Annotated in this window: 6 protein-coding genes, 1 tRNA gene and 1 pseudogene; 5 read left to right on the top strand and 3 right to left on the bottom strand. The window is 58.1% G+C overall.

Features of this window, described 5'->3' with window-relative positions; genetic code table 11:
- Positions 1 to 3: 3 nt before the first annotated feature.
- The 3 genes from GF423_RS05195 to GF423_RS05185 all read left to right on the top strand — a co-directional run bounded on the left by GF423_RS05195 (position 4) and on the right by GF423_RS05185 (position 3,624).
- Positions 4 to 1,239 (top strand): 3-deoxy-D-manno-octulosonic acid transferase, encoded by a 1,236-nt coding sequence (locus GF423_RS05195; protein WP_154327353.1) that lies wholly within the window; start codon positions 4 to 6, stop codon positions 1,237 to 1,239.
- Positions 1,240 to 1,437: 198 nt separating this feature from the next.
- Positions 1,438 to 3,099 (top strand): AMP-binding protein, encoded by a 1,662-nt coding sequence (locus GF423_RS05190; RefSeq protein WP_154327352.1) that lies wholly within the window; start codon positions 1,438 to 1,440, stop codon positions 3,097 to 3,099.
- A gap of 288 nt (positions 3,100 to 3,387) precedes the next feature.
- Positions 3,388 to 3,624, top strand: a complete 237-nt coding sequence (locus tag GF423_RS05185; RefSeq protein ID WP_154327351.1) for a hypothetical protein — start codon at positions 3,388 to 3,390, stop codon at positions 3,622 to 3,624.
- Positions 3,625 to 4,088: 464 nt separating this feature from the next.
- Here the strand turns inward: GF423_RS05185 and rnr are convergent.
- Together rnr and GF423_RS05175 are read right to left on the bottom strand one after the other, a co-directional pair.
- A pseudogene (gene rnr / locus GF423_RS05180) lies at positions 4,089 to 6,233 on the bottom strand (ribonuclease R); the annotation flags it as partial.
- 317 nt (positions 6,234 to 6,550) lie between these two features.
- Positions 6,551 to 8,545, bottom strand: a complete 1,995-nt coding sequence (locus GF423_RS05175) for a PIG-L family deacetylase (protein ID WP_154327349.1) — start codon at positions 8,543 to 8,545, stop codon at positions 6,551 to 6,553.
- A gap of 365 nt (positions 8,546 to 8,910) precedes the next feature.
- Here GF423_RS05175 and GF423_RS05170 point away from each other — a divergent pair.
- Together GF423_RS05170 and nagB are read left to right on the top strand one after the other, a co-directional pair.
- A tRNA-Lys gene (locus tag GF423_RS05170) sits at positions 8,911 to 8,983 on the top strand.
- Between the two features lie 188 nt (positions 8,984 to 9,171).
- Entirely contained in the window at positions 9,172 to 9,984 is an 813-nt protein-coding gene (gene nagB / locus GF423_RS05165) for a glucosamine-6-phosphate deaminase (protein ID WP_154327348.1), read from the top strand.
- A 111-nt stretch (positions 9,985 to 10,095) separates the two neighbouring features.
- On the opposite strand, the gene ispG is transcribed toward nagB, so the two are convergent.
- Entirely contained in the window at positions 10,096 to 11,802 is a 1,707-nt protein-coding gene (ispG, locus tag GF423_RS05160) for a (E)-4-hydroxy-3-methylbut-2-enyl-diphosphate synthase (protein ID WP_154327347.1), read from the bottom strand.
- Positions 11,803 to 11,835: the final 33 nt, after the last annotated feature.

Here is an 11,835-nt window from a genome sequence, read left to right as displayed (position 1 = left end):
ATTATGAATCCTCTTTATAATATAGGTATCGGCGCCTATCGGCTTGCAGTGAAAGCTGCCTCCCTGCGCAATCCCAAAGCCAGGAAGATGCTCGAGGGGCAGGCCAGCACTTTCTCTTATCTTAAAGAACGGCTCGACCGCAACTGCCGCTACATTTGGATTCACGCCTCCTCGCTCGGCGAGTTTGAGCAAGGCCGGCCCTTGATAGAGAAAATCAAGGCCTGCCACCCCGAGAAACTCATCTTGCTCACCTTCTTCTCGCCCAGCGGCTACGAGGTGCGCAAGCACTACGACAAGGTCGACGCCGTGTGCTACATGCCCTTCGACCTGCCTTGCAACGTGAAGCGCTTTCTCGACCTGGTCAACCCCGAGATGGCCATCTTTGTCAAGTATGAGTTTTGGGGCAACTATCTCATGGAGCTCAAACGCCGCGGTGTGCCCACCTATATCATTTCGGCCATCTTCCGTCCCAGCCAGCGCTTCTTCCACCCGTGGGGGCGCATGTTCCGCCAGATGCTGCACTGCTACACCCACATCTATGTGCAGAACGAGGAGTCGCGCCGCCTGCTGAGCCAGATAGGCGTCGACAACGTCGACGTGTGCGGCGACACCCGCTTCGACCGCGTGATGCAGGTCAAGAACGAGGCCAAGGAGTTTCCCATCCTTGCCGCAATGACTGCCCACAGCCCGTTCACCCTGGTGATGGGCAGCAGCTGGCAGCCCGACGAGGACATCGTGATACCCTACTTCAACACCCATCCCGAGATGAAACTCGTCATTGCTCCTCACGAGTTTGATGCCATACGCTTGAAGCAGCTGCTGCACAAGATAAAGCGCCCCGTTGCGCTGTACTCCCACACAAGTGCCGAGGCTGCCGGCAAGCTCGACTGCATCATCATCGACTGCTTTGGCATCCTTTCCTCGCTCTACCGCTACGGTTCGGCGGCCTATGTGGGCGGCGGCTTCGGCGCTGGCATCCACAACATCAACGAGGCGGCCGTCTACGGCATCCCGGTCATCTTTGGCCCCAACTTTGGCAAGTTCAGAGAGGCCAGCGACCTGATTGCAGTGGGTGGCGGCTTCAGTATCAACAATGCCCACGACTTCAAGGCAGTGGCCGACAGTCTCATCGGCGACCACGGGCGACTGCACGCAGTGGGCGCCATTGCCGACAACTATATCAAGAATCACGTGGGCGCCACCGACTTTATCTATCAAGACCTATTCCCCGGCAAGTGATACTTGAGCCGCCCCTGGCGGCCCGGAGCCGTGACGACGTGTTGCTGCACCTGCCTGTGTGCAGGCAGAATTACACATTTTGCGCAAAAATGTGCGATGTGTTGATTTATTTCCCTACCTTTGCACATCAACGCGCTGCAATGCTGCCAGCCGGTGCAGCATTGCATCACTCACACACACATAACAACCCTCGAAATTATGATGAAGGAAAATACGATCAAGATTTTTTCTCGCAGCTTCAAAGAAAACTGGGACCTCCCGGCAGTGACCGACTACAACACCAAGTCGACCCTCACCTATGGTGAGTTTGCCCAGCTCATTGCCAAGATTCACTTGTTTTACAACGAAATAGGCATCAAGCGAGGCGACCACATTGCCTTGATAGGCAAGAACACCCCGTCGTGGGTGGCCACCTTCATGGCTACCATTACCTATGGCGCCGTGATTGTGCCCATCTTGCAGGAATTCAACCCCAACGATGCCCAGCACATCATCAATCACAGCGACTCGGTGTTGCTCATGTCGAGCAAGGCGGTGTTCGACAGCATCGACTTCGACATGCTGCACAAGGTGAGGGCCGCCATCTCGCTCGACGACGTGAGCCTGCTTGCCCAGAAGGAGGGAGAAACCGTGGGCGAGGCCCTGGCCAAGGTCGACGACCTCTTCAAGGCTGCCTATCCCGACGGGTTCACCCCGGCCCACGTCAAGTATCCCGAAATCGACAACAAGGAGCTCATGGTCATCAACTACACCTCGGGCACCACGGGCTTCAGCAAGGGCGTGATGATCACAGGCAACAACCTGGCGGGCAACATCGTGTATGGCATCGACTCGCAACTGTGCTTCAGGGGGAGCAAGGTGGTGTCGTTCCTGCCCCTGGCTCACGCCTACGGGTGTGCCTTCGACATGCTGTGCCAGCTTGCCGTGGGTGCCCACATCACCCTGCTGGGACGCATTCCCTCGCCCAAAATCATTGTCAAGGCCATGAACGAGATTCACCCCAACCTGGTGATTACCGTCCCGCTGGTGCTTGAGAAAATCTACACCAAGCTCATCGTGCCCAAGATAAGCAAGGGCATGCTGCGCTGGGCCCTGGCTGTGCCCTTGCTCGACAACCGCATCTACGACCAAATCAGGAAGCAGCTTGTCGACGCCTTTGGCGGGAACTTTGAAGAGGTGATTGTGGGCGGCGCACCGTTCAACGCCGAGGTCGAGGAGTTTCTCTACAAGATACGCTTCCCCTTCACAGTGGGCTACGGCATGACCGAGTGCGCCCCGCTGGTGAGCCACACGCCCTGGCGCGAGTTTGTGCTTCACAGTGCCGGCCGCGTGCTGCCAGGCATCATGGAGGCCAAGATACTGAGCGACGACCCCGAGAACACTCCTGGCGAGATATGCGTGAGGGGCGAGAACGTGATGATGGGCTACTACCACAACTACGAGGCTACCGACAAGGTGCTCGACGACGACGGCTGGTTGCACACCGGCGACATGGGCACCCTGAGCCCCGACGGCACCATCTTCATACGCGGCCGCCTCAAGACCATGCTGCTGGGTGCCAACGGGCAGAATATATATCCCGAGGAAATCGAGGCCAAGCTCAACAACATGGCCTATGTCAACGAGAGCCTGGTCGTGGAGCGCGAGGGCAAGCTCGTGGGACTTGTCTATCCCGACTACGACGTGATGGACGCCCAGGGCATCACCCGCGACAAGCTGCCCGATCTCATGGCTCAGGTGCTTGCCGAGCTCAACAAGCTGGTGGCTCCCTACGAGCGATTGTCGCGCATTGAGCTGATGGCCAACGAGTTCCAGAAGACTCCCAAGCGCAGCATCAAGCGTTTCCTCTATAGCCATTGATGCTGCTGTTACTCCAGTGCGAGTTGATGACTGAAGGTATTTACATTTATGTTCACATAGATTAACACTTCGGAATTAAACCAATTATTCTGTAATTAAACGGTTGAATGACTGATTGTTGGTTGCTTGTGAATTGCAAATATTGTTTAAAAACATGTTTCTTAACACTCGGATTTCGAAAAAAAAAAGGAAAAAATGTTTGCATGTAAAACTTTTGTTATAAATTTGCATCGATTTTAGATCACAAAGAAAAAAACATTGTTTTATTATTTTAAAAATTTTACGAAAATGAAAAAGTTAGTTTTATTACTTGCTGTTGTATTCAGCGTTGCTATGGTATCTTGCAATTCTAACAAGGCAGAGGAGAACTCTGCAGAGGAGACTAGCGCAGCTCAGACTGAGGAGGTTTCTGCTGCTGAGGAGACTAGCGCAGCTCCCGAGGCTAGCGCAGCTGCTGAGAAGAGCGCAGCTCCCGAGGCTAGTGCTGCTGAGAAGAGCGCACCTGCTGAGAAGAGCGCAAAATAATGTAGCGCTTTACAACGCACAGAACTAAAAAACGGTTTGAAGCTGATTCCCTCACATGCAGGGAGTCAGCTTTCTTTTTTTACCTGTGTGTGGCTTGCTCGCGCGGTCCCTGTCGCAGCCGGGGCAGCCTGGAAAGGAAAAAACAAGCGTGCACAAGATCTTGTGCACGCTTGCATTGTTTCACAGGTGTGGGGGGCAGCTCGCGGTCGCTGCCCTGCCTCAGCCGCCTCGCGGCGTCAATGGCGACGGCGGTTGCCGCTCTTGCGCCCGCCCTTGTCCTTGCGGCGGTCTTCGGCCGCGCGGCGTGTTGAGTTGCCGCGGTGGCCGCGCTGCTGGCGGCGCGAGGCCTTGCCGCCCTCATAGTTGTCGCGCTTGCGGTCGTCCTTGCTTTCCTTCTTGGTAAACCGGCTTGACTCGGTGATGGGTGCCTTGTCGATGTGGTGGCTGCCGGCCGGGTTGTTCTTGTCGACCAGGGCAAAGTCGAGCTGCTTCTTGATGAGGTCGGCACGTGCCACTTGGATGGTGATGGGGTCGCCCAGCTGGTACTTCTTCTTGGTGCGGCGGCCTATGAGATAGTAATTTTTCTCGTCAAACTCGTAGAAGTCGTCGTCGAGGTCGCGCACAGGTATCATGCCCTCGCAGTGTGTCTCGTCGACCTCCACATAGAGTCCCCACTCGGTCACTCCCGAGATCTTGCCGGTGAATACCTCGCCCAGGCGGTAGCCCATAAACTCCACGCTCTTGTACTTGATCGAGGCGCGCTCGGCATTGGCGGCCAGCTGCTCCTGTGCGCTCACGTGCTTGCACTCCTCCTCCAGGTCGGCCTGGTTCACGCTGCGCGCCCCCTTCTTGGCATAGCGGTCGAGCAGGCGGTGCACCATCATGTCGGGGTAGCGGCGTATGGGCGACGTGAAATGGGTGTAGAAGTCAAATGCCAGGCCGTAGTGGCCCACATTGTTGGTCGAGTACACGGCCTTGGCCATCGAGCGAATGGCAAGTATCGAGAGCAGGTCCTCCTCGGGCTTGCCCTTGATGTCGTCGAGCAGTTTGTTGATGCTCTTGTTCACCTCCTTGGCCGTGCCGTGGGTCTTCACCTTGTGGCCAAAGTGGGCGCATATCTCCCCGAAGTTGGCCAGCTTGTCGCTGTCGGGCATGTCGTGCACGCGGTATACAAAGGCCTTGGCATGCTGTCCTTTTTTCACCTTGCCTATGTGCTCGGCCACCTTGCGGTTGGCCAGCAGCATGAATTCCTCGATGAGCTTGTTGGCCTCTTTTGAGACGTGCAGCACCACCTTTATGGGTTTGCCCGTCTCGTCGATTTCAAAGCTGGTCTCCTCGCGGTTGAAGGCCACTGCGCCGTCGTCGAAGCGCTGCTTGCGCAGCTTCTGAGCCAGGTCGTTGAGCTTGAGCAGCTCCTGGGCATAGTCGCCCTTGCCGGTCTCGATCACCTCTTGGGCCTCCTCGTAGCAGAAGCGGCGGTCGCTCTTGATCACCGTGTGGCATATCTCGTAGTTGTAGAGCTTGGCCTGGTCGTCCATCTCGAAGATCACCGAGTAGGTGAGTTTCTCCTCGTCGGGGCGCAGCGAGCATATGTAGTTGCACAGCCGCTCGGGCAGCATGGGCACCGTGCGGTCGACCAGATAGACCGATGTGGCGCGGCTCTCGGCTTCTTTCTCGATGATGGTGCCGGGCTTCACATAGTGGGTCACGTCGGCAATGTGCACGCCTATCTCCCAGTGCCCGTTGTCCAGCTTCCTTATCGAGAGGGCGTCGTCAAAGTCCTTGGCGTCTTTCGGGTCGATGGTGAAGGTGGTGACCTGGCGCATGTCGCGACGCTTGGCTATCTCCTCGGCGGTGATGCCGGGGTCGATGCGGTCGGCCGCTTTCTCAACGTTCTGCGGGTACTTGTAGGGCAGGCCAAACTCGGCCATGATGGCATTGATCTCGGCGTTGTTCTCGCCAGCCTTGCCCAGCACGTCGATCACCTCGCCTATGGGGCTGTTGGCGTCTTCGGGCCACTCCACGATTTTCACCACGGCCTTGTCGCCAGTGGTGCCGCCCTTGAGCTTCTCGTTGGGAATGAAGATGTCGGTGGCCAGAAACTTGCTGTCGGTGTTGAGCAGGGCAAAGTATTTTTTCACCAGCAGGGTGCCGGTGAACACCTGCTCCTTGCGCTCGAGTATCTTGATGACCTCGGCCTCGGGCTCCATGCCCTCGCGGGCTGCACTGATGTGCACCAGCACCTTGTCGCCGTTGAGCGCGTGCATCGAGTTGCGCTCGGCCACAAAGATGGGCTTGCCGTCGTCGTTGGCCGTGTCAACACTGTTCTTGCCGTTGCTGCGGCGTATGAAGATGCCCTCTTCCACGGTGCTGCGTTGCAGGGCCTTGAACTTGCCCGGGGTGCTCTCGCTCAAGAAGCCGTCGATTTCGAGCTGCTCGAGAATCTCCACCACCAGGGCGCGTTGCTTGGGAGTCTTGGCCCCCACCTTGCTCGACACCTGCTTGTAGTTGTAGGGTATATTTTCCTCGGTATTGAAAAAGTTAATCACCTTGTCGTGGAATTCTCTGCGTTCCTGCTTCAAGGATTTGAGTTTGTCGTTGTTTGCCATATATGAGATTATATTGCGTTTGTTTGTTTTGCATCGGTCACAGCACTGGTGGCTTGCAGTGCTGCCGGCCTCTCTTGGCCCCACTCGAGACACGCCTTGCCGTTGTGCTTCTGGCCAGGACCTGAATTGCCACCTACAAATTTAGGTAAAATTCTTGACAATTCTGTTTCGCGAGGCTAAATATGTGCTTTTCAGTGCATTTTTTGCGTGTTTTGGCGTTCTTGCCTGCTTGGCGGCGGTCATGCATTTAGCACTGCAGCCCCGGGCTCGTCGTTGCACAGGGCCCGGGGCTGCAGCATGCACCACGATGGTCGCGCTCACCGCTCGGGGTGATATTGCACAAAGGCCTCCATGGCCTCGTAGGTGGCAAGGCCCAGCGAGGCATACAAGTCGGCCGTGTCCTTGTTGCGGTCGATGGTCTTCTGCCACGAGAGCTGGCCGTCGCCAGGGTCGCGGAAGGGGGCGTCGTGTATCTGCGACTGGTGCTTGAGCACGCCGTTCACCTTGTAGGTGAACTCCTCGGGGCTCATGGGCACTGCCATCTCGATGTGGTCGATGTCCCACGTGCCCCACTGGCCGCGGTACATCCACATGCGGCACTCTTGCATGAAGTCGGCCTCTTTGAGCTCGTCGATGGCCAGCAGCAGGGCGTTGGTGGCGCGCATGTGGGTGCCGTAGGGGTCGCTCAGGTCGTCGGCAAAGAATATCTGGTGAGGCTTCACGTTCTCGATGATTTTCTTGATCAGCAGCACGTCGGCATCGGTCACCTTGCCGCGGCCATAGGGGTTGCTCTCGTAGAAGGGCAGGGCAAGCTCGTGTATGTGGTCGCGTCTCACGCCCATGTACATGCAGCCCATGATCGACTCGCACGTGAGGATGCGGCCCTTCATAAACCGCATCTCGGCATTGTCGGGGTCGCCTGGCTTCTTGGCTTTGATGCCGTCGATGATCGACTGCGCCACCACGCGCCTGCGCTCTTGCGGGTAGCCGTAGTGGTCGCTTAACATGCTGTTGAGCATCAAGGTGCGCTCCAGGTCCTCGTCGGCCACGGTGATGTCGCCGCTGGTCTGGAACACCACGTGCACGTCGTGACCCTGCTGCACAAGCCGGCGCAGGGTGCCGCCCATCGACACCACGGCATCGTCGGGGTGCGGGCTGAACACGAGCACACGCTTGGGATAGGGCAGTGCCCGCTCGGGGCGCGACGAGTCGTCGGCATTAGGCTTGCCGCCAGGCCAGCCGGTGATGGTGTGCTGCAGGTCGTTGAATATCTTGATGTTTACGTCGTAGGCCGAGCCAAACACGGTCACCAGCTCGCTCAGGCCGTTGTCGTTGTAGTCCTTGTTGGTGAGCTTGAGCACCGGCTTGCCCGTGTGCTGGCTCAGCCACACGATGGCGCGGCGCACGAGCTGCGGCGTCCAGTTGCAGCTGGTCACCTTCCACGGGAAATTGATGCGGGTGAGCCGCGTGGCAGCCTCCAGGTCGATGGTGAGCTTCACGTCGCGGTGCATCTGCAGGAACGAGGCGGGGTAGAGGTCCGAGATTTTGCCCTCGATGCAGTTGTACACGGCATCGATGCTCTCCTCGCCCCAGGCCACGGCATAGAACTTGCGGGCCGAGAGCAGGTTGCTCATGCCCAGCGTCACGGCCGTGTCAGGCGCTATCTCGCACTGGTAGGACTCGGCGATGCGCTGGCGGGTCTCGTTGCTCAGCAGCACCAGCCGGCACGACGACGACGACGATGAGCCAGGGTCGTTAAAGGCCAGGCCGCCCGTCTTGGTGAGCTGGCATATCACCACGTCGAGACCACCATACTCGTCGATGGTGGTCTCGTAGATTTTGCACAGCTTGTGCACGTTCTCCTTGGTGGCACTCGGGTCGAAGGTGTGGATGTTGTTGGGGTCGATGTCGACCTTGCGGAACAGCCGCTCGTAGAGGCGGCTTATGGTGCTCTGCGAGTCCTCGCGCACGTTGCCCAGCCCGAGCTCGCTCATGTTGAAGGCGACAACGTTGGCAAAGGTCACCTTGTCGGCAAAGTACAGCTTCACCAGCTCGTCGTACACGTCGAGCGCAGCCCGGCCGGCACCCAGCCCTATCACGCATCGCCCCTTCTCGCGCACGTTGCGGGTTATCTGGCGGGCAATGTCGGCAGCCACGTCGGCCGCTCCCTCGCTGGGAGTTTCCACTATCTTGGTATAGATTTTCTCGCAGCGCGTGAGCGAGGCCAGCTCCAGCTCGCTCTCGGGCCTGTACAGGCGGGTAGGCACCTGGTCGAGCTTTATCTTTGAACTTAGTTCGGTTATATTATCCATCTTTTAGTTCCTGAATTTTTTTGTCTAAATTTACATTGCAAGTTTACATTTCTGGTGGGGGTGGGCCTCGCCTGCCGGGCGCGCTCCATGCCCCTTGCCATTGCTTAGAAGCAAAGATAAGATTTTTTCTAAATATTAATGCAACATGTTGCTTGTTTTTTGATACCGGGCACAAAAAACGCCCATTTTCGGCACCTCGCCTCCCCGCCTGGCTTGATTGCCCGTTGAAGTGCTCGTCGGGGAGGGCGATGCGGCTCGCCAAAACAAGAAAATGAAGATTTTTTTGAAAAAAAACGGGAATAGTGTTGGTAATTCAAAAAAAAGTCGTACCTTTGCAATCGCAATTCAGAAATGAATGCGCCGTTGACTCCGTAGCTCAGCTGGCAGAGCAATTGATTCTTAATCAATGGGTCGTGGGTTCGAGCCCCACCGGGGTCACAAGAGGGCGAAACCAAGTGGTTGTGTAAAAACGACTGCTTGGTTTTTTTTGTTGCTCAGCTGGCACGGGGCGCTGGGTGGCACCGTGTTGCAATTGCCGGGATGAAACTTGACACTTCGCCGATTATTTAGTAATTTTGTGGTTCAATAGTACGACTAATTAATTAAAAAAAAACATCAACGCAACTATGAGATTAATCATCGAACCTGATTATGAGAAAGTGTCGGAATGGGCTGCCATGTATGTAGCGTCGCGCATCAACGCCGCCCAGCCCACAGCCGAAAAACCCTTTGTGCTGGGTTGCCCCACAGGAAGCTCGCCTCTGGGCATGTACAAGAAGCTCATCGAGCTCAACAAGGCCGGCAAGGTGTCGTTTAAGAACGTGATCACATTCAACATGGACGAGTATGTGGGCCTGCCCGAGGAGCACCCCGAGAGCTACCACTCCTTCATGTGGAACAATTTCTTTTCTCACATCGACATCAAGAAGGAGAATGTGAACATCCTCAACGGCAATGCCGACGACCTGGAGCAGGAGTGCGCACGCTATGAGGAGCGCATCAAGCAAGCTGGCGGCATCGACCTCTTCATGGGCGGCGTGGGCCCCGACGGCCACATTGCCTTCAACGAGCCGGGCAGCAGCCTGGTGTCGCGCACGCGCCAGAAGACGCTCACCCAGGACACGGTGATCGCCAACAGCCGCTTCTTCGACAACGACGTGAACAAGGTGCCCAAGACGGCTCTCACCGTGGGCGTGGGCACCGTGATGGACGCCAAGAGCGTGATGATTATCGTGAACGGCTACAAGAAGGCTCCAGCCTTGAAGGCTGCTGTCGAGGGCGGTGTGTCGCAAATGTGCACCCTGAGTGCCCTGCAGATGCACCCCAAGGCTATCATTATATGCGACGAGGACGCTACGATGGACCTGAAGGTGAGCACCTATCGCTATTTCAAAGACATCGAGCGCAATCATCTCGACCCTGCCACGCTCATGAAGTAGCCAGGTGGCAGTGAACTGAAAAAAAACAGAATACAGCACAAGAGAGAGAGGCGGCCCCGACTGGGGGGGCACGGCCTCTCTCTCTTGCTGTATTGTGTCGCTGGGCCGCTCTCAGGGGTCGACCCAGTCGCCGTTTTGCTTGATGAGGGCGACCAGGCGGGGTATGGCCTCGGTCTCGGGTATGTTTTTCTCGATGCAGGTCTTGCCCTTGTATAGGCTTATCTTGTGGCGGGCAGCGCCCACATAGCCATAGTCGGCGTCGGCCATCTCGCCGGGGCCGTTCACCACGCAGCCCATCACGGCTATCTTGAGGTGGGTGAGGTGGGCTGTGGCGGCTTTCACCTTGTCGACGGTGGTCATGAGGTCAAACATCGTGCGGCCGCAGCTGGGGCACGAGATAAACTCGGTCTTGCTCATGCGCACGCGTGCGGCCTGCAAGATGGCAAAGGCCCATGCCGTGAGCTTGTCTTGCCGGTCGAAGCGGGGGGCCTCGAGCCATAGGCCGTCGGCCTGGCCGTTGAGCATCACGGTGCCCAGGTCGGCGCCGGCTTTCACTTGCAGCAGCTCGGCCTGGGTGTCGTCGTAGCGCACATGGGCTATCACCGGCGTGTAGATGCCGGCAGTGGTGAGCCTGTGGGTGAAGGCCTGGATGCAGCCGCTCACGTTCACGTTGTCGGGGCTCACGATGATCACGCTCTCGCTGGTGAGCCGCTTCTTGAGCTCGTCGACGGGGCAGCTGGCCACTGTCTCGACCCAGTCGATGCCGCTCTTGTCGAGCTCGTGGCTGTAGAAGTCGGGCTTGAGGCTGCCGCTGTCGCAGCCGGCAATCACTATGGGCACCTTGCGGCCGCCTATCTTGCCGTGCACCTCGGTGCTGTAGCGGCGGCAGGGTGCCAGACGGTTGTAGCCGGGGCTGAAGGTGCCTGCGATGGGCGTGTGCCCCTCGCGGCTGGCCATGTAGTCGACCAGCTTGCGGGCAACGGGTATCTCGGCTTCGGGGGCCTCGCTCAGCGACACGCGCACGGTGTCGCCCAGCCCCTCGGCCATGAGGCACCCTATGCCCACGGCGCTTTTCACGCGCCCGTCGTCGCCAAATCCGGCCTCGGTCACGCCCAGGTGCAGGGGGAAGTGCATGTGCTCGGCGTCCATGGCATCCACAAGGCGGCGCACGGCCTCGACCATGACCACCACATTGCTGGCCTTCATCGAGATGACCACGTCGAGGAAGTGCTGCTCTACAAAGACGCGCAGAAATTCCATCACGCTCTCTACCATGCCGGCTGCCGTGTTGCCGTAGCGGCTCATGATGCGGTCGCTCAGGCTGCCGTGGTTCACGCCCAGGCGCACGGCAGTGTGGTGCTGCCTGCACAGGTCGATAAAGGGCACAAGCGCGTCGTGCAGGTGCCGCAACTCGGCGGCATACTCGTCGGGGGTGTAGGTCAGGCTTTTGAAGGTGCGGGCCGGGTCCACAAAGTTGCCCGGGTTGATGCGCACCTTGTCGGTGACCTGGGCGGCGGCATAGGCTGCCCGCGGGTTGAAATGGATGTCGGCCACCAGAGGCACGTTGCACCCCTGCTCGCGCAAGCGCTGCCGCACCAGCCCTATGCTTTGGGCCTCGCGCACGCCCTGTGCCGTGAGGCGCACGATCTCGCCGCCGGCCTGGGCGATGCGCAGGCACTGTGCCGCGCTGGCCTCGATGTCGTTGGTGTCGGTGTTGGTCATCGACTGCACCCTCACCGGGTAGCCGCTGCCCATCTTCACGCCGCCCACGTCGACGGTTGTTGTCTCTCGTCTGCTGTAGTTGAAATCGTCGTTCATTGCTGTGCTTTTTGGTTTGGCCCTGGGGGGCTT

The sequence above is a fragment of the Sodaliphilus pleomorphus genome, assembly GCF_009676955.1.
Classification (GTDB): Bacteria; Bacteroidota; Bacteroidia; order Bacteroidales; family Muribaculaceae; genus Sodaliphilus; species Sodaliphilus pleomorphus.
This window is presented reverse-complemented; position numbering and strand designations above follow the sequence as displayed.

Coding starts and splice junctions, on each gene's coding strand:
- GF423_RS05190 (WP_154327352.1), top strand. CDS start 1,438: ATGATGAAGGAAAATACGATCAAGATTTTTTCTCGCAGCTTCAAAGAA.
- ispG (WP_154327347.1), bottom strand. CDS start 11,802: ATGAACGACGATTTCAACTACAGCAGACGAGAGACAACAACCGTCGAC.
- GF423_RS05195 (WP_154327353.1), top strand. CDS start 4: ATGAATCCTCTTTATAATATAGGTATCGGCGCCTATCGGCTTGCAGTG.
- GF423_RS05185 (WP_154327351.1), top strand. CDS start 3,388: ATGAAAAAGTTAGTTTTATTACTTGCTGTTGTATTCAGCGTTGCTATG.
- GF423_RS05175 (WP_154327349.1), bottom strand. CDS start 8,545: ATGGATAATATAACCGAACTAAGTTCAAAGATAAAGCTCGACCAGGTG.
- nagB (WP_154327348.1), top strand. CDS start 9,172: ATGAGATTAATCATCGAACCTGATTATGAGAAAGTGTCGGAATGGGCT.